The organism is Xanthomarina maritima, assembly GCF_008084905.1.
GTDB classification, from domain to species: domain Bacteria; phylum Bacteroidota; class Bacteroidia; order Flavobacteriales; family Flavobacteriaceae; genus Xanthomarina; species Xanthomarina maritima.
Genome location: NZ_VSFC01000062.1, coordinates 304654 through 322615 on the forward strand (window position 1 = coordinate 304654; position 17962 = coordinate 322615).

A 17962-nucleotide genomic window follows, 5' to 3' on the forward strand; every position below is an offset into this window, starting at 1 on the left:
ACTTAGTAAATCAATCTTCATTTGAAGGTAAAATCCAATCACAATGCTTAAAAACTTGCCATGGAACAGAAGCTATATCTACATTAGGATTAATTAACTGTTTGTAAGGCTTTCCATTAATACTTATTTTACTATCCACATAAACAGAAACATCTTCACCATTTTTTGCATATATATCTTTTAAGCGTTGAGAAAATTGCCAAATAACATCAGGTTTTGTAGATGCTAAATGGATTTGTTTGTTACTTAAAAAATCGTTTAGATTAATATTTGTAGGCTTTAGGGTTTTATTGTTTACTACTTTGTACATAGCAAATCCTTGTTTAGAACGAAGCATCATTCTCCAGGATAACCTATGTCCTTCTTCTGTCCAAAGCACATCATCTACAATAAAATGATGTCTTAAAGGAAGCGCTATTTGGATAGCAAAATATATAGAGAAAACAGCAATTAGAGGGTTTTTATAAGATGGGATAATAACCTCGTCTCCATTGTAGAATGGTTTGTTTTTTAGAAATATATTATGAATGGTTTTAGGGTCGAAAAAGAATAATGTAAAGGCTAAAGACAAATATGGAAAGATACCTACTTGAAATATAAAAGAATTAAATAGATGAAAAAATATCGATGCGAAAAAAGCCCATTTTCTAGTTGGTTTAAAAAGGAGTAAAGGAATAATTAATCCATCGAATAAAATACCACCATAAGCTAAAAAATAATGTACCCATTTTTGTTGAAGCAACTCTCCAACAAGGAAATAGTGTTGCTTTCCTTTCATTAATATTTCAATAAAGGTAGTGTTTAGCCAATCTGGATATATTTTAGCAATTGATCCATATGTGTAAACAATAAACATTTGGATAATGAAAATTAAACGACACCAATTAGGCATAGATATGCTCTTTATGTCAAGATTGTTTTTAGCATCTATAGAATAATACTTGTTTGCTGGCTGTAAAATCATGAAAGTACTTAATAAAATCAGTAAATAATAATGATTGTTATAAGATGCTTTTTGCATGAAATAAGTTCCAGCCCACATTATGGTAAACATGATAGTACTTATTCGATATTTATATCCAAACATAATCAATAAGCCAAAAACCCCCATAACTAGATAATAGGCATACATTATGTTGCCTGGAAGTGGCTGTAACCATTCAAAACCAATAAAAGAAAAGGTGAATTCTGGATCAATAAGAGTTCTTTTAATCCATCCAGTAAAAATGGCTCCAACAGACTCTAAAAAACATAATAGGCCAAAAATAATTCTAAAAACTATTAACGAGCTATTATCTATGTGTTTAAAGAGGAGTTTATTTAGCATGATATTTTTCAATAAAATTTAAAGAAGTCTCTTTGTCTTTTTGTAATTGAATTTTTAAGGTTTCTACAGAGTCAAATTTTTGTTCGTCTCTAATTCTATCTAAAAGCTCTATAGTTAAAGTTTTTCTATAAATAGTCTCATTAAAATTGAATAAATGAATTTCTATAGTTTGTTTATTATTAGAATCTATAGTAGGATTTAACCCAATATTCATCATGCCAAAAACTTCTTGATTATTAATGGTAGTTTTAACAATATAAACGCCTTGTTTCGGGATTAATTTATAAGATTCCTTAATGTTTATGTTAGCAGTTGGAAAACCTAAAGTATTTCCAAGCCCTTTGCCTTTTACAACTTTTCCAGTAATTATGAAATTGTTTCCTAAATATTTATTGGCAGTTTTAATATCGCCATCAACTAAAGCATTTCTAATTTTTGTTGAACTAACCGAAACATCATTAATATCTTGAGCTGATATTTCTTCAACTTCAAAATCATATTGTTTACCAAAGGCTTTTAAATCATCAATATTTGCTGAACGATTCCTTCCAAAATGATGGTCGTAACCAATTATTATTTTTTTTGCATGAAGTTGTTTGATTAAGATTTCTGAAACAAACTCCTCAGCAGTTAAGCGTGAAAATTCTTTAGTAAATTTTTTTATTACTAACACATCTAAACCAAGTTGATCTAAGATGTTACTTCTTTCTTCTATGGTATTTAAAAGTTTAATATTCGCATCTTTCTGTAAGACCATTCTGGGGTGTGGAAAAAAGGTAAGAACAACAGACTTTAAATTACTTTTTTTTGCTGTATTAACTAATCTCTCAATAATTTTTTTATGACCAATGTGGACACCATCAAAGGTGCCAATGGTAACCACTGTTTTCGAATTAAAATCTGCTGGTAAGGAATCGAAAATTTTCAAACGTTTATTATTTCTTCAAAAATAAAAAAAGAGGATTGATAAACATCAATCCTCTTTTAAGTTTATTTAGTATTAAAATTTATTTCTTAATGAAAGGTAAAGAAACTTGACTAGATTCTTTAGAAATTTTAATAAAATACATACCATTACTTAATTCTGAGGTATTAATTGTTAAGTCAGATTCGTTAGCAACTTTATTGCTTAAAACTATTTGACCTAACATATTGTAAACAGCATAAGCATCAGGAACAGTGTTACTAGTTGCTTTTATAGTTAACACATTAATTGTTGGATTAGGGAAAATACTAATAGAATTATTTAACTCATTTTCTGAAGTACTTAAAGAAGATACAATTATTGAAGTGTCTTCTGAATCGCCAAATGTGCCACCACTAAAGATTAGTGTGTCATCGTTAGTTCTTAATTCGTAAGAGCCATTGCCCCAAGCACAGCATATTCCATCTCCATAAACATCATATATAGTAAAAGTATAACAACCTGTTGCATTTAAAGTAAATACTTCGTTAATTGGTTCCGAATTACCATCTGTATAAGGGCCGCCAGAGTATAACACCGTATTAGACTCATCTATAAACTCCCAAGTTGTATCAGAACCATAATCATCTGGAATAATTTGCATTCTTACTTCATTAGTAACATAGGCACCTGCAGCAGAAAAACTTTTCGATGCTACATCATTACAAGCTCGTGCATCTGCACCTCCATTGACATTTGTAATCGTTGCGTTAAGGGTTTGAGTTCCACCATCAGCAGAAATGGTAGGAAGTGAAACTGCATCATATTCACCATATGCTAAAGAGCCAGACCAATTGTAGTTAGTAGCTCCATTTCCATCAACATCATAACTAATTGTTGCTGAGGTTAATGTTGATGTTCCCCAGTTGACAATCTTAATATTTGCATTAACATCTGATGTACAAGGAACTGTACTTAAACATTCTATTGCTATTTCAGCATCATTATTAACAGCAGTTAAAGGGGTTGCACCATTTGAAGTAACCAATCCAGCTCTAGATCCTGCCATTACGGCTTGAACTCTAACTTTTTGACCTGCCGTATAGGTATTCATACACGTATCATCTGTGTAATCCATATAATTCTCAATCATATCTACAGTTCCACAAGAAACATGTCCTGTTGGACAACCAAAATTTGGCGAATCAACTGCAGGAGTATCTGCTACTAAGTCTCCACCACCTAAACAACCTCCTTGAAAAGTGTGATATAATCCTAAATAATGACCAACTTCATGAGTCATAGTTCTACCTTTATCATAAGGAGGGCTTAATTGAAAAGAGCCATCATCATAATCAGAACTTCCAAAATAAATGTGTCCAGCACTTACACCATCAGTATCTGCTGGTCCTCCTGGAAATTGGGCAAATCCTAATGTGCCAGATAAATCTCCTACATATTTTGAAGACCACATATTCATATATAAATCACGATTCCAAATAGTTTGTGCTTTCCAATAATTAACATCAGACTCATTTGTACCATCTTGACAAATGTTTACACGATTAATTCCATTGGTTGGACATCCATTTGGCGTTCTTTGAGCCATAACAAATTCCACTTCTACATCTACGCCTCCAGCAGTACTTTCACCAGGAGTTCCTACCATCATTCTGAAATCTTCGTTCATTACTGTTACTTGAGAAAGAACTTGTGCATCAGTAATATTTGCTCCAGTACCTAATGGTTCTCCATTGTGTAAAACATGAACGACTAAAGGAATTTCTAAAACAACACGTCTTTGAGGCGTGCTTTCTAATTCTTGAATTTTTTGATTTAATTGCGTTCGAAATGTTTCACTGCCCATCATGTTAGGGTTTGTCTCTAGTAGTTCGGCATTATAATTATCTGTTAAACACTTAACGTTTTCTTGAGAGTTTTTTTGTTGTGCCATCATAAAACTAGGCATACATAATAGTATAAATAGTATTTTTGACAAAGTAGTTTTTTTCATAAGGGAGTAATTAAATATTTTAAGAAAAATTAAAACGTAAATTTAAAAAAAATATTAAGAAATTGTTAAATGTTCTGTGCAATTAACATGTTAATTATAGTCAGTTTAACTTTTTAACATATAAAGTAATAGAATAAAATATTATTGTTGATTGAGATATTAAATCGATATTTATTTATAATTTAGCATATTCACTAAAAATCAATAAACTATGCAATTAACTATTACTAACTTCAAATTAAATAAATCTTGCTTTATCTATTTAGCAGTTTTTTTATTTAGTTTAAATCTAATGGCTCAAAAGCCAATGCCAACAAGATCTTTTGAAATAAGTCTTGAGGCAGATGAAAAAATTGAAACAGAAATTAAAACTAATGGACGTTTTATTTTAGATACAGGAATTCCAATAGCTCTTTATGGTTTAAATTACGAAGTGCCTGCTGGCACACCAGAATCTATGGCGCAACATTATATTGCTCAAGAATCTGAAATATTTGGAATTAAAAAGAATGAAATTTCAAATTTACATCATCATGCTACTAGAACTACAAATGCTGGTTCAGTAGTGCGTTATCGTCAGTATTCAGGAAATTATCCAGTTAATAAAGCCGAATTAACGATTTCTATTTCACCACAAAACAAAGTGGTTTTTGTAATGAATAGTTATGAGCCAAATGTAAATATGGCAAATGTACAGCCAACTGTGTCTGAAGCAAGAGCCTACCAATTAGCTTTCGATTATTTAGATCCAAAATCACCTGTGTCATTTAGTGACAGCAGATTGATGATTTACAAGAATACTAAAATGACACGTCTAGCATATGAGGTTACAATATTAACGAGTAATCCTCTTGGAGAATGGCATGTCTTTTTAGATGCTAGAACAGAAGAGATTTTTAAAGTGGTAGATATGGCCCATTATTATTGCGAGCATAAAGAAGGAGAGCATAATAAAACTTGTAATCATGATAATAAAAAACCACCTGTTGAAAACGAACGTTTTATGCTAGTTGATGGAACAGGAATGGTTTTCAATCCAGACCCATTATCATCAAATACAGTGGCATATGGAACAGCAGGTTATGTAGATGGAAATGACGCAACAACTACACAGCTAGATGCTGCTAGATTTAGCGTAGTATTAAGAGATATTACATTTACAGGAGGGACCTATAGATTAGTTGGTCCACGTGCTGAAATTGTTGATTTTGATTCACCAAGTACAGGTTTATTTCATCAAGCAACATCAACATTTAATTTTAATAGACAAGATCAAGGTTTTGAACCAGTAAATACGTATTACCATATAGATTATTTAATGGGTTATATAAATGATGATTTAGGGTGTAATGTTTTGCCATATCAATATAGTTCTGGAGTTCGTTTTGATCCACATGGAGCTGGAGGAGCAGATAATTCATACTACACTGGAGGTACAGGAAGATTAGCTTTTGGAGAAGGTTGTGTAGATGATGCAGAAGATTCAGATGTTATCCATCACGAATTAGGTCATGGATTGCATGATTGGGTGACCTCAGGAGGATTATCGCAAGTAGATGGATTGAGTGAAGGTTCTGGAGATTATGTAGCTCAATCTTATAATAGAGGAGTTAGTATTGCTAATGGTTATTGGACATCTGCAGATGCAGCTTGGAACTATGTGTTTAATTGGGATGGGCATAATACTTGTTGGCCTGGTAGAGTTACCAATTATGGAGCTATTTATCCTGGAGGATTAGTTGGGCAAATTCATACAGATGGGCAAATATGGGCAAGTTGTTTAATGACAATTTGGGATCAGATTGGTCAACAAGAAATGGATAAAATATTTTATGAAGGATTAGGAATGACTAATGGTTCTTCAAGTCAGAATGATGCAGCTGTTGCTGTATATCAAGCAGCTGTTAATTTAGCTTATACAACGCCACAATTAAATGCTATTCATTCAGGTTTAACTGCTTGTGGATATACGTTACCTGCATTACCTGGCCCACCAGTAGCAGCTTTTAGTGCAGATAATGAATCTATTTGTTTGGACACAAACAATACAGTTAACTTTATGGACGAAACAGCTCCAGCAGGAACATCTTGGGCTTGGACTTTTGAAGGTGGTACTCCAGGAACTTCTACAGATCAAAACCCAACAGTCACTTATGCAGCAGATGGGATGTACGATGTAACTTTAGAAGTTACAAACTCTTTTGGGACAGATACTTTAACCTTAACTGATTATATTACAGTTGTTTCTGGAGGAGCTTGTCCATCCTGTACTATATACGATTCTGCACCGAACTTAAATATTGCTATTCCAGATGGTCCTGGAGGGAATGGAAATCCTGGGGCTCCAGCCGTTAATGTTATAAACATTCCTGGATCAGCAACAATAGATTATGTAACGGTTAGTGTGAATGTGTCACATGGTTGGATAAATGATTTAATTGTAGAAATTATTCATCCAGATGGAACAACTGCAACTGCTGTATTTGATAGAGAATGTAATGGTGAAGACAATATTATTGTTAATTTCGCTGATGGATATCCAGCATTCAATTGTGCAGCAACTACTGGAGATTATAATCCATCTTCTCCTTTAAGTGTGTTCTCAGGTCTAGATAGTGCAGGAGATTGGACGATTTCTATTACAGATAATTGGGACGCAATAACAGGTATTTTAAATAATTGGTCTATTGAGATCTGCGAAGAACCAACCATGTCAATTGCAGAAAACACGTTTGAAGATTTCTCAATATATCCTAACCCAAATAATGGTTCGTTTCATATAGCGTTAAATTCAACGTCTAATAAAAACATAAATATTGAAGTTTATGATATTAGAGGACGTGCTATTTTTAATAATACGTTTGGAAGCACAACTAGATTCAATCAAGAAATAAGTTTAAATAATGCACAGTCTGGAATGTACTTAGTAAAAATTTCAGATGGAGAAAAACAAACCATTCAGAAGATAATAGTTGAATAATTAAAAATACTTATTATTTAAAGGGAAGCAAATTTGCTTCCCTTTTTTATTTTCCATTGAATGTATTCATGGTATTATTAATACCTGCAGTACCAAAAGATTTTATTAACTCAAATGATTTTTCTAAACGTTCAGGAAGTTTTTTGTTTTCTGCTTCATCCCATTCGCCTAATACATAATCCACTTGAGAGCCTCTGTTAAATTCATTACTTATGCCAAATCGAAACCTATTATAATTAGTAGTATTAAGTTTGTCTTGAATATCTTTAAGGCCATTATGTCCACCATCGCTTCCTTTTGTTTTTAAACGAATAGAACCAAAAGGCAGATTTAAATCATCTGTGATTATGAGTAGATTTTCTAAAGGAATTTTTTCTTTTGTTAACCAATATAGAACTGCTTTTCCACTTAAATTCATGTAAGTATTAGGCTTTAATAAAATAAATGTTCTTCCTTTGAATTTGTAAGTTGTTATATCTCCTAATTTTTGAGATTCAAATGTTAGTGTTTCTTTTTCTGCCAAATAGTCTAATATTTTGAACCCTATATTATGTCTGGTGTTTGCGTATTTTTCACCAATATTACCAAGACCTACAATTAAAAATTTTTTCATGATGTCTGATTCTTCAATATTTTGGAAAGTATATTGTTTTTTAAATAGCTTTTTTAGAAAGTTACACATGTATAAGATTTGTGTAAAAATAAAAAAAGCATTCTGAAATATCAGAATGCTTTTTAATTAAGTTAACCTGTAAAAGTCTATTCTTGAGTTTCCGCAGCTACATCTTGAGTCTCTCCTCCTTCTGTAGTACCTTCAGCTCCTTCAATTTCTTCTTCATCATCTTCAGCAGCAACAACCATTGCAGCTCTAGCACGTTTTATTTGACAAACAACAGTATTGTCGGTATGCATAATTTTGTATAAATCGTTTTCTAAAGCAGTAACATATAATTTGTTACCAATTTTAAGTGGAGTAATGTCTACTTCAATAAAATCTGGTAAATTTTTAGGTAAAGCTTTTACTTTTAAACGACGTGAGTTTTTACGTAAAACACCACCTGCTTTAACACCCTTTGAGTTCCCTACAAAATGTACTGGAATTTCCATTACTATTGGTCTTTCTTCAAATAATTGATAAAAGTCAATATGTAAAATTTTGTCTGTTACTGGGTGAAACTGTATGTCTTGCATAATAGCATTATAAGTTTCACCATTTTCTAAAGCAATCACAACTGTATGCGCATTAGCCGTGTATACTAGTTTTGAGAAGGCTAATTCTTCAGCTGTGAAATGAACTGGTTTCTCTCCTCCGTATAATACGCAAGGAACCTGACCAGCATTACGTAAGGCTTTTGTTGCTTTTTTGCCTACGCTTTCTCTTTGAGATCCATTGATTGTAATTGATTTCATTGTTTGTGTTTATATTAATTATTAATTACATTATAAATTTAGAACTTATTGATTTGTTGTAATGTACATTATGCATCACATCAGCAAATAGTTCGGCACAGCTTAATACTTTAATTTTGCTGCTATTTTGTTTTAGAGGAATTGAATCGGTTACTATTAATTCTTCTAATTTTGAGTTTTCTATTCTTTCGTATGCACTTCCAGATAGAATAGGATGAGTACAAATAGCTCTTACACTTAAAGCGCCACGTTCCATCATGACATCTGCTGCTTTAGTTAATGTACCAGCTGTATCAACCATATCATCTACTAAAACCACATGTTTTCCAGTTACATCTCCAATTAACTCCATATGAGAAATAACATTAGCTTTAGCTCTTTGTTTATAACAAATTACTACATCACTTTCTAATGCTTTTGAATAAGCATAAGCTCTTTTCGATCCTCCCATATCTGGAGAAGCAATAGTTAAGTTATCTAGATTTAAGCTTTTTAAATATGGTAAAAAGATAGTTGATGCAAATAAATGATCTACTGGTTTCTCGAAAAATCCTTGAATTTGATCTGCATGTAAATCCATGGTGATAATTCGTGTAGCACCAGCTACTTCCAACATTTTAGCGACTAATTTAGCTGCAATAGGTACTCTTGGTTTATCTTTTCTGTCTTGTCTTGCCCATCCAAAATAAGGAAGGACAGCCGTTATATGTCTTGCAGATGCACGTTTAGCAGCATCTAGCATTAACAACATTTCCATTAAATTTTCTGGACCTGGATGTGTTGAGCCTATTATAAAAACACGAGTTCCTCTAATAGATTCTTCATAAGATGGTTGAAACTCACCATCGCTATAAGTAGAGGTTATAACATTACCTAATGGAACACCAAAAGCTCCTGCAATTTTATTTGCAAGATCTTTACTTTGTGTACAAGTAAAAATTTTAGCTTCTGTGTTTACGTTTGGCATTGTTAATGGGTTGTTTTGTAACGAATTAAACCGTTTTTGATAATTGAGGTGCAAATTTAGGAATTTATTTCAACTCCAAAAGCATAAAAGGCACTATTTTTAATTGTTTGTGCTAATTTATTTTCTAATTTTGCATTCTACTTTGCTCAAGTGGCGGAATTGGTAGACGCGCTGGATTCAAAATCCAGTTTCTTCGGAAGTGTGGGTTCGATTCCCACCTTGAGTACAAAAGGCTTTGCAGTTATTGTGAAGTCTTTTTTTTATTTAAAACAGTTTTGCAATTCCAAATCCAATATTAATGCTGCTGTATGCATCAAAAATTAAATCATAGTCAATTGCAAAAAGCATTTCTAGATTGTGTTTTGGAATTTCAATAGCATATTCGGCTCCAATTCTTGCTAACGCAAAATTTTCGTCTTCATCAAACTCCATTCCTGCTCCTAATTCAATACCAAATTGTTTAGTTAATTTGTAAGAGCCAACAATTACAGAAGCAATAGGCGTATTTCTTTCTAAAGTTTCTCCATCTGAATATTTTTTAATCAAAAAGTTCTCAATTATAATATCATTATGCAGGCCTAAAGCCCATTTTTCATTAAATGAATAGCTATAATCTAAAGCCCAAGAGGGAACAAAAACAGCCTTTTTTTCACCGTCTATTAGACCTTGAAAAATAGTGGTATGATTTATAATGACAGCTATAGAATGATGATGAAATTCATCAGAATTTTCAGGCTCTTCTTGTGCAAAGCCAAAGAAACCAATTAATAGAAAAGGTAATACTAGTAGGTTTTTTACATTAATTATCATAAGCCGAGAGTATAAAAATTATTTTACAAGATATCCATAACTTACAAAAATAACAAACTTTTCGTTTTTAATTGTATATTTGAACGCACCCTAAAAACTACAATAAACAATGTTCGATAATTTCTGGTTTCACGTAGAGTATGGCATTAACCACGTGCTTGATATTAATGCTTACGATCATGTTCTTTTTTTAATAGTTCTAGCAGTTCCATATCTTTTTAAAGATTGGAAACGTGTTTTATTATTAGTTTCTTTATTTACATTAGGTCATACTTTGTCTTTAGTTTTAGCTGCTTACAATGTAGTAAGTGTCAATGGCCAACTAGTAGAATTTTTAATTCCAATAACCATTTTAATAGTCGCACTTTTTAATGTGTTTACTGCTGGAAAAGGAGCGCAAAAAGAAAAAGTGGGTGTGCTTTTTTTCTCTACCTTATTTTTTGGACTAGTTCATGGATTAGGTTTTGCAAGAGAATTTAGAATGCTTGTTGGACAATCGGACAACAAATTAATAACACTTTTAGAATTTGCTTTAGGTATAGAAATAGCTCAAGTAATTATTGTATTTGTAGTTCTGTTTTTAGGCTACATCATGCAAACTGTTTTCAGGTTTTCTAAACGTGATTGGATTATGGTTATTTCTGCTATTGTTGTAGGATTAGTAATCCCTATGATTTTAAATAGTGATTTTCTAGCCTAAGCGAACCTTCATTTTTACCTAAAATTTTCATAAAACTTTAATTCTCTGGTTGTAATTAAAATACATACAACCTATATTCGTTGTATATTATTAAATTAGATTTTCACTTTGTGAAATACATATGAAAGAACACAAACAACTTAAATACGATAAGGCTTATTTAAGAATTGCTAAAGAATGGGGAAAACTTTCTTATTGTGAACGCAAACAAGTTGGCGCAATTATTGTAAAAGATAGAATGATTATTTCTGATGGATTTAATGGCACACCAACTGGGTTTGAGAATTATTGCGAAGATGACGAAGGTTATACCAAATGGTATGTATTACATGCAGAAGCTAATGCTATTCTAAAAGTAGCATCTTCAACACAATCTTGTAAAGGAGCCACCTTATATATTACCTTATCGCCTTGTAAGGAGTGTAGTAAGTTAATTCATCAAGCAGGAATTATTAGAGTTGTTTATAGAGAAGCTTATAAAGATAATTCTGGTTTGCAATTTTTAGAAAAAGCAGGTATTGATCTTGTTTTAATTGAAGATTTGAAAGCTAAATAAAACGAATGAAACTAAAGAAAAAATATCTACCACTTATCCTAGGTGTTGCTGTAGCAGCAGGAATCTTTATTGGTGGGAAATTAAATTTTTCTGACACTTCCGATAGATTATTTACTAAAAACAGTAAAAAAGACAAACTTAACAGACTAATAGATTATATAGATTACGAATACATAGACGATGTGAATACAGATAGCATTGTAGATGTAACTGTTAATGGTATTCTTAATAATCTAGATCCACATTCAGTTTATATTCCAAAAGAAGACATGGAAAGAGTTGCTGATAATATGAAAGGAGATTTTGTAGGTATTGGCATTAATTTTTATACTTATAAAGATACCATAACAGTAATTAGAGCAGTTGAAGGAGGTCCAAGTGAAAAAGCTGGAATTATAGGTGGAGATAGAATAATTATGGCAAATGGCGACTCTATTTTTGGCAAAGATTTTAGCAATAACGATATTATTAAAAAACTAAAAGGACCAATTAATACTCTTGTAGATTTAAAAGTTTATAGAAGAGGTGAACCCAAACTTTTAGATTTTACAGTTAAGAGAAATCACATTCCAATTAGATCTGTTGATGCAGCTTATATGCTTACAGATAAATTAGGTTATATAAAAATTAATCGGTTTGCAGAATCTACTTATAAAGAATTTAAACAGGAACTAACTAAATTAAAAAAAGTAGGCATTACTAAATTAGCAGTCGATTTAAGAAATAATCCTGGAGGTTTTTTAGGGGTTGCAGAACAAATAATAGATGAGTTTCTTGAAGAAGATAAGCTAATATTGTTTACTAAAAACAAACGTGGTGATATTGAAAAAAGTTATGCGACAAAAAAAGGATCTTTTGAAAAAGGAGAAGTCTACGTGCTAATAGATGAAAACTCGGCTTCAGCCAGCGAAATTGTAGCAGGTGCCTTGCAAGATAACGATAAAGGAACCATTGTTGGTCGTCGTTCTTATGGAAAAGGATTGGTACAACGTGAAATGGATTTAGGCGATGGAAGTGCAGTTAGGTTAACCGTTTCAAGATATTATACACCAACAGGTCGTTCTATTCAGCGGTCTTATGAAAATGGTAATAGAGATTATTATGATGAATATTTTGATCGATTAAATAGAGGCGAACTTTTAGATCCAGAAAAAATTGAAGTAGCAGATTCTTTAAAATTTACGACACCTAAAGGAAAGGTTGTTTATGGAGGAGGGGGTATTATACCAGATGTTTTTGTGCCTTTAGATACAAGTATGCAAAACGAAACTCTTACTTTTTTAGATAGAAGAGGTTTTATAAGCAATTTTGTTTTTGAACTTTTAGAAAAAGATCGTCATGCTTTCGATGGAATCTCTAGAAAAGAATTTATAAATGATTTTCAGTTTAATGATGATATGGTTCTAGATTTTCAAAATTATTTAAATGAAAAAACTAAGGCTAATATTACGTTTGTTGCTTATAACGAAGAAGTGAAACAATACATTAAAGCTACTTTAGCAGATCAGTTATTTGGAAATGGTGCTTTTGAAGAAGTTATCAATCAAACAGATATCATGATAGATGAGGTGATTACTTTAAGCCATAGAGAGGATTAAATTTTATCATGAATTTTAGTATGCTCACCATTATTCCAAAGCGTTAAAACATCTGTAGCTACTTGAGCTCCACTACCACATGCAATAGAAAATTGACTTCGCCAACCCGCTAGAGTGCCAGCAACAAATAGGTTTTCTTCTATTTTATGATCTATATTTTTTAACCAGATTCTGTTTTTATCGGCTTTTGCTCTTGGATGAGGTTCAATATACTTTTCTAAGCCTTTAATAGTCATTAAATTAGTATATCCAACTGCTACAACAACTAGTTTAGAGGTGTATGTTGCTTTGTTTGTTATTATAAAAAAACCATTTTCAATCTTGCTAATATCGCTTACTTTTTCATGTTCTATTTGTTGCACATGTGGATATATTGAAGCAAGTTGTTTTATGCCACTTTCAAGAATTGAAGCACCTGTTGTGCCAGGAGTTACACCTAAAGCATTATTAAATAATGCATTTTGAAGATGAGATGTTTTTTGGTGTGTTATAATTCCAATTTGTTTATCCTTAGCAAATTCTTGATTTTTTGCAGAACCTAGAACTAAAGCACAAGACATGCCTGAAGCACCACCACCAATAATTAAAACATCGAACATTATTTGTTGTTTTTTACATGCTTTTCAATTTTCTTTGAAAGTCTTAATATTTGCAATAAAACTAAAGCACACATAGACGCTAAAATAGTTATAAAAGCAACAAGACTATCATCCTCAAAAGGTGCATTAAAATTAACTTTCGTTAAATTGTAAATAATTAATGCAATTGCAATTAATGATAAAAGAATTTTGAAAATTTTCATTGGTTATAATATTTAATCTAACCCTGCAAATTTCGCTAATTTCAATCTAATAATAGATGCTTTTAGCATTTTATTTGTGTTTTTAAACTGTATCTTTGCCTCATGTTTCAATTAGGAAAAACAATCGTTTCAGAAGATATTATAGAGAAAGATTTTCTTTGTAACCTTTCGGCATGCAAAGGTGCTTGTTGTATTGATGGTGATGCTGGAGCTCCATTAGAAACCGAAGAGACAAAAATTCTAGAAGACATCTATCCTAAAATAATGCCTTTTTTAAGAAAAGAAGGCATTCAAGCTATTAAAGAACAAGGTGTCTTTATTACTACGGAATTTGGAGATTTTGAAACACCCTTAATTGATGATGCAGATTGTGCTTATGTTATTTTCGACAAAAATGGAACAGCTTTATGTGCTTTTGAAGAAGCTTATAATCAAGGTGTGATTAGCTGGAAGAAACCAGTCTCTTGTCATTTATATCCAATTAGAGTAAAAGATTATAGTGAATTTTCTGCTGTAAATTATGATAAATGGGAGATTTGCGATGACGCTTGCACTTTAGGGAAAGAACTACAAGTGCCTATTTATAAATTTGTAAAGGAAGCACTCATTAGAAAGTTTGGAGAAGATTGGTATGCCGAATTAGAGAATGTAGCCAAAGGATTTAAAAAATAAAATTCTGGATTAAGCTGTTTTTAAAACCGTTGCTTTTATCGGAATGTTAACAATAACTCTTGTGCCAGAAGGACTTCCGTTTTCAAATAAATCTTCAATTTCTATTTTATAGTCGTTTATAAAACCTTTAGAAAAATTTGCTAAACGTGCTTTTGTTATATCTATTCCAACAGATTGTCTTTTTAATTTTTTCTGGTTTTTAATTTTTTCTGAAACAGATCTTCCAACACCATTATCAGTAATTGTTATTGTTATGAAGTCAAGATTTATTTGAGAAACTTCTAAATGAATATTTTTTTCGCCAGATTTCGAAGACAATCCATGCCAAAGAGCATTTTCTAAAAAGGGTTGTAAGATTAAAGATGGTACTTTTATTACAGATGGATTCACTTGGTTATCTATTGTGGATTTAAAATTTATTTCATTAGAAAAACGCATATTTTCAATGTTCATATATAAATCCATTGTGTCTAATTCGTCTTGTAAAGAAATCTCTTTTTCGGTTGATGCAATGAGAATTTTTCGAATAAGTTTAGAGAACTTGTTTAAGTAATAAACAGCATTTTCTTTTTCATTATTAATAATATAAAGTTTTATTGAGTTTAAAGAATTAAAAATAAAATGAGGGTTCATTTGATTACGTAACATTTCTTGTTCTAGAGTTACAATCTTTTTCTCATTTTTCAACCTTCGTTGTGTTTGTAGAATAACAAAAAAGCCAACAATTAAAATTCCTCCAAGAAGACTTAACAGCAGAATTTTTCTATTTTGAATTAATTTTAGTTTTACTATTTCGTTTTCACTGGCTAAGGCTTTTATTTGATTGTTTTTCTTTTCACTTTCATATTTTAAAATTAAATCATTAACATATTGAAAGTTTTTTTCATTTGTAATGGTCTTGTCCAGCTCTACATATTGTTGATAATATTGAAGAGATGTTTTATAATTTAATAATTCTTCATTTAATTGAGATAGATATAAATAAGATTCAGATTCTTGAGATTTTAAATTGAATTTTGTAGCAATTTTTAAAGCTTCGTTTAGGTTTTTTTCAGATTCGTTAAAATCTTTCATCTTTAAATTTAACAAACCTAAATTTGCGTATGAAAGAGAAATATAATATTTATCGTTTATAATTTTTGCTCTTTCTAAAGCATTTTCTATTATTGGTAATGCCTCTTCAAAATCACCTTTTAGAATATCTATTTTACCAATACTATTATAGCAAATAACACGACCAATATCTGAGTTTATTTCGTTATTATATTTTAAAGAAGTTTTATAATTAATTAAAGCATCGTCTATTAACCCTTTAGCTTCTTGAGCATAACCTATATTATGGTAATTAATGGCTAGTCCTAATTTATTATCTAATTCCTTTTCTATTTCTAAAGATTTATAAAAAAGACCTAAGGCTAAATCATATTGTTTAAGTGCTAAATAGATATTTCCCATACTGTTTTGAGAAATGGCAATACTATGTTTTAGTTCTAGAGTAATTGGTTTAACACTTTCAGCTAGATCTAAGGCTTCTTTATGGTAATCTAAAGCTGTTCTAATAACGTCTAATCTTCTATAAACAACACCTAACATGTTTAAGCTTACCACTTGTAAATTTATATTATTTGCTTCAAGAGCTTTTGTTAAAGCTTCTTGATGCGTTTTTATAGCTTTATCATAAACAGATAAGTTTCTATAGCTTTCACCAAGCATATTAAGAGCATAACTTTGTCCTTCTAAATAATTTGATTCTAAGCTTTTAGACAAAAAGAATTTCATTTTTAGAGTATCTTTTTGATATTTATCAAAAACAGAGGTTAAATCTTTATATGATGATGTTTTATTTACTAAAAAATGATTGACTTCTATTTTAAATATAGAATCTGAAGGAATTTGAGAAAAACTAGTTAAAGAGAAAAATATCACGTTAAGAAACATTAGAAAACTGTTTCTTAAAGACATTTTTTGAGTATTTATGTAAGACATCAATATATTATAATTTACTTAAAAAATCTGTTTTTCTTTGTCTGGCAACAGGAATCTTATCATTAGAATCCATAACCACGTAACCTTCGCTTTTAACAAACTCTTTTATTTTATTAAGGTTTATTATATAAGAATTATGAATTCTAAAAAAGTAGTTTTTAGGCAATAAAGCATCTACTTCTTTTATTTTTTTAGTAACAACCATTTTTTGATTATTAATCATGATAAACGTACTATAATTCCCATCAGATTCTATATATAAAATATCGTCTACGTTTAAAAACACGAGCTTTCCATCTGTATTTATAGTAACTTTTTGCTTTTTTAAATTGGCATTAAAATTCAATAAAACTTCTTCAACTCTTGTAGCAGAGATATTATTGGTGTGAAACTTCTTTACCTTTTTAATGGTTTCTTTTAAATCGTCTGAGTCTATAGGTTTTAATAAATAATCAATAGCTTCGTTCTTTAAAGCCTTTAAAGCATATTCATTATAAGCAGTTGTAATAATTACTGCAAAATCTTTCTGACTAAAGCAATCTAAAAATTGAAAACCATCCATGGTAGGCATGTTTATATCTAAAAACAAACAATCTGGAGTGTTTTTTTTTAAATAAGCAATGGCTTCTTCAGGTTTAGTAAATGTTTCAATAACTTGAATTTCATTATCAAAACTTGCTAATTCCCAAGATAAGCTTTGTATCGCTTTTGGTTCATCGTCTACAATTACAGCTTTTATCATAGAATCAAATATAGCAATATATTGTTTTGATTTTGTTTTAGATGTATAGATGGAAGTGTTTTTTGTATAATAAGTTAATTTGAATTATTTATTAAGTATGTGTAAAAATTAGACTACCAACTATACAATATTTTATACCAACTATACATTTTCTCAATTTTGTATTGTAAAAATAAAGATATTTGATATGCTATTAATTAAGGGATATGCATTTCATTTTATAATGGTTGCTATTAATCGAACAAAAAAAAGCCAGTTTAAACTGGCTTTTTTTATGCCTTGTTATTTCTAAGAATACAGTAATACTCTTGCTTAGAGACGTGTTTTTTAGAAATATTTCCATGTATATTATAGTAATTTTATGTTTTGTAAAAAACTGAAAATCAGAAAGATGTAATTATTTTTAAAACCAAGTTACATTTAAAATCACTCTTATTTTGTTAAAAACTTGTCTACATTGTTTATAACTTAACCTTTCATTTTCAATCTCATTT

Annotated in this window: 16 protein-coding genes and 1 tRNA gene; 6 read left to right on the plus strand and 11 right to left on the minus strand. The window is 30.6% G+C overall.

The window, feature by feature from the left end:
- Positions 1-10: 10 nt before the first annotated feature.
- The 3 genes from FVF61_RS13755 to FVF61_RS13765 all read right to left on the minus strand — a co-directional run bounded on the left by FVF61_RS13755 (position 11) and on the right by FVF61_RS13765 (position 4245).
- Positions 11-1327: an HTTM domain-containing protein gene (locus tag FVF61_RS13755; RefSeq protein WP_148457379.1), complete on the minus strand. Its 1317-nt coding sequence runs from the start codon at positions 1325-1327 to the stop codon at positions 11-13.
- Positions 1317-2255, minus strand: coding sequence for a bifunctional riboflavin kinase/FAD synthetase (locus tag FVF61_RS13760; protein WP_148457381.1), 939 nt, complete (start codon positions 2253-2255; stop codon positions 1317-1319). Before FVF61_RS13760 ends, FVF61_RS13755 begins: the two co-directional genes overlap by 11 nt.
- Before the next feature lie 79 nt (positions 2256-2334).
- Positions 2335-4245, minus strand: coding sequence for a M43 family zinc metalloprotease (locus FVF61_RS13765; RefSeq protein ID WP_148457383.1), 1911 nt, complete (start codon positions 4243-4245; stop codon positions 2335-2337).
- A 211-nt stretch (positions 4246-4456) separates the two neighbouring features.
- Here FVF61_RS13765 and FVF61_RS13770 point away from each other — a divergent pair, with 211 nt between their 5' ends.
- Positions 4457-7225, plus strand: coding sequence for a T9SS type A sorting domain-containing protein (locus FVF61_RS13770; RefSeq protein WP_148457385.1), 2769 nt, complete (start codon positions 4457-4459; stop codon positions 7223-7225).
- Between the two features lie 46 nt (positions 7226-7271).
- Here FVF61_RS13770 and pth read toward each other — a convergent pair whose 3' ends face one another.
- The 3 genes from pth to FVF61_RS13785 all read right to left on the minus strand — a co-directional run bounded on the left by pth (position 7272) and on the right by FVF61_RS13785 (position 9602).
- Positions 7272-7838: an aminoacyl-tRNA hydrolase gene (pth, locus tag FVF61_RS13775; protein WP_394348929.1), complete on the minus strand. Its 567-nt coding sequence runs from the start codon at positions 7836-7838 to the stop codon at positions 7272-7274.
- 146 nt (positions 7839-7984) lie between these two features.
- Positions 7985-8635: a 50S ribosomal protein L25/general stress protein Ctc gene (locus FVF61_RS13780; protein ID WP_148457390.1), complete on the minus strand. Its 651-nt coding sequence runs from the start codon at positions 8633-8635 to the stop codon at positions 7985-7987.
- Between the two features lie 25 nt (positions 8636-8660).
- Entirely contained in the window at positions 8661-9602 is a 942-nt protein-coding gene (locus tag FVF61_RS13785; RefSeq protein ID WP_148457392.1) for a ribose-phosphate pyrophosphokinase, read from the minus strand.
- A 144-nt stretch (positions 9603-9746) separates the two neighbouring features.
- Here FVF61_RS13785 and FVF61_RS13790 point away from each other — a divergent pair.
- A tRNA-Leu gene (locus tag FVF61_RS13790) sits at positions 9747-9828 on the plus strand.
- A gap of 38 nt (positions 9829-9866) precedes the next feature.
- Here the strand turns inward: FVF61_RS13790 and FVF61_RS13795 are convergent.
- Positions 9867-10412: a hypothetical protein gene (locus FVF61_RS13795; protein WP_148457394.1), complete on the minus strand. Its 546-nt coding sequence runs from the start codon at positions 10410-10412 to the stop codon at positions 9867-9869.
- A gap of 109 nt (positions 10413-10521) precedes the next feature.
- Here FVF61_RS13795 and FVF61_RS13800 point away from each other — a divergent pair, with 109 nt between their 5' ends.
- The 3 genes from FVF61_RS13800 (at position 10522) to FVF61_RS13810 (ending at position 13266) form a co-directional block, all read left to right on the plus strand.
- A complete protein-coding gene (locus FVF61_RS13800) occupies positions 10522-11112 on the plus strand; it encodes a HupE/UreJ family protein (RefSeq protein ID WP_148457396.1) in 591 nt (196 codons plus the stop codon).
- Between the two features lie 121 nt (positions 11113-11233).
- The gene (locus FVF61_RS13805) at positions 11234-11668 is read left to right on the plus strand and encodes a deoxycytidylate deaminase (RefSeq protein WP_148457398.1); all 435 of its coding nucleotides are present in this window, start codon (positions 11234-11236) and stop codon (positions 11666-11668) included.
- Positions 11669-11673: 5 nt separating this feature from the next.
- Positions 11674-13266: a S41 family peptidase gene (locus tag FVF61_RS13810; protein WP_148457399.1), complete on the plus strand. Its 1593-nt coding sequence runs from the start codon at positions 11674-11676 to the stop codon at positions 13264-13266.
- Here FVF61_RS13810 and FVF61_RS13815 read toward each other — a convergent pair.
- Entirely contained in the window at positions 13263-13865 is a 603-nt protein-coding gene (locus FVF61_RS13815) for an FAD-dependent oxidoreductase (RefSeq protein WP_148457401.1), read from the minus strand. The genes FVF61_RS13810 and FVF61_RS13815 overlap by 4 nt on opposite strands.
- On the minus strand, positions 13865-14068 hold the full coding sequence (locus tag FVF61_RS13820) for a hypothetical protein (RefSeq protein ID WP_148457403.1): 204 nt from the start codon (positions 14066-14068) through the stop codon (positions 13865-13867). Before FVF61_RS13820 ends, FVF61_RS13815 begins: the two co-directional genes overlap by 1 nt.
- Before the next feature lie 102 nt (positions 14069-14170).
- Between FVF61_RS13820 and FVF61_RS13825 the strand changes: the two genes are divergently transcribed.
- Positions 14171-14740, plus strand: coding sequence for a DUF3109 family protein (locus tag FVF61_RS13825; protein ID WP_148457405.1), 570 nt, complete (start codon positions 14171-14173; stop codon positions 14738-14740).
- Between the two features lie 9 nt (positions 14741-14749).
- On the opposite strand, the gene FVF61_RS13830 is transcribed toward FVF61_RS13825, so the two are convergent.
- On the minus strand, positions 14750-16702 hold the full coding sequence (locus tag FVF61_RS13830; protein ID WP_148457407.1) for a tetratricopeptide repeat-containing sensor histidine kinase: 1953 nt from the start codon (positions 16700-16702) through the stop codon (positions 14750-14752).
- A gap of 31 nt (positions 16703-16733) precedes the next feature.
- Positions 16734-17468, minus strand: a complete 735-nt coding sequence (locus tag FVF61_RS13835) for a LytR/AlgR family response regulator transcription factor (RefSeq protein ID WP_148457409.1) — start codon at positions 17466-17468, stop codon at positions 16734-16736.
- Positions 17469-17962 lie beyond the last annotated feature (494 nt).

Coding starts and splice junctions, on each gene's coding strand:
- FVF61_RS13755 (WP_148457379.1), bottom strand. CDS start 1,327: ATGCTAAATAAACTCCTCTTTAAACACATAGATAATAGCTCGTTAATA.
- FVF61_RS13765 (WP_148457383.1), bottom strand. CDS start 4,245: ATGAAAAAAACTACTTTGTCAAAAATACTATTTATACTATTATGTATG.
- FVF61_RS13770 (WP_148457385.1), top strand. CDS start 4,457: ATGCAATTAACTATTACTAACTTCAAATTAAATAAATCTTGCTTTATC.
- pth (WP_394348929.1), bottom strand. CDS start 7,838: ATGAAAAAATTTTTAATTGTAGGTCTTGGTAATATTGGTGAAAAATAC.
- FVF61_RS13780 (WP_148457390.1), bottom strand. CDS start 8,635: ATGAAATCAATTACAATCAATGGATCTCAAAGAGAAAGCGTAGGCAAA.
- FVF61_RS13785 (WP_148457392.1), bottom strand. CDS start 9,602: ATGCCAAACGTAAACACAGAAGCTAAAATTTTTACTTGTACACAAAGT.
- FVF61_RS13795 (WP_148457394.1), bottom strand. CDS start 10,412: ATGATAATTAATGTAAAAAACCTACTAGTATTACCTTTTCTATTAATT.
- FVF61_RS13800 (WP_148457396.1), top strand. CDS start 10,522: ATGTTCGATAATTTCTGGTTTCACGTAGAGTATGGCATTAACCACGTG.
- FVF61_RS13805 (WP_148457398.1), top strand. CDS start 11,234: ATGAAAGAACACAAACAACTTAAATACGATAAGGCTTATTTAAGAATT.
- FVF61_RS13810 (WP_148457399.1), top strand. CDS start 11,674: ATGAAACTAAAGAAAAAATATCTACCACTTATCCTAGGTGTTGCTGTA.
- FVF61_RS13815 (WP_148457401.1), bottom strand. CDS start 13,865: ATGTTCGATGTTTTAATTATTGGTGGTGGTGCTTCAGGCATGTCTTGT.
- FVF61_RS13820 (WP_148457403.1), bottom strand. CDS start 14,068: ATGAAAATTTTCAAAATTCTTTTATCATTAATTGCAATTGCATTAATT.
- FVF61_RS13825 (WP_148457405.1), top strand. CDS start 14,171: ATGTTTCAATTAGGAAAAACAATCGTTTCAGAAGATATTATAGAGAAA.
- FVF61_RS13830 (WP_148457407.1), bottom strand. CDS start 16,702: ATGTCTTTAAGAAACAGTTTTCTAATGTTTCTTAACGTGATATTTTTC.
- FVF61_RS13835 (WP_148457409.1), bottom strand. CDS start 17,468: ATGATAAAAGCTGTAATTGTAGACGATGAACCAAAAGCGATACAAAGC.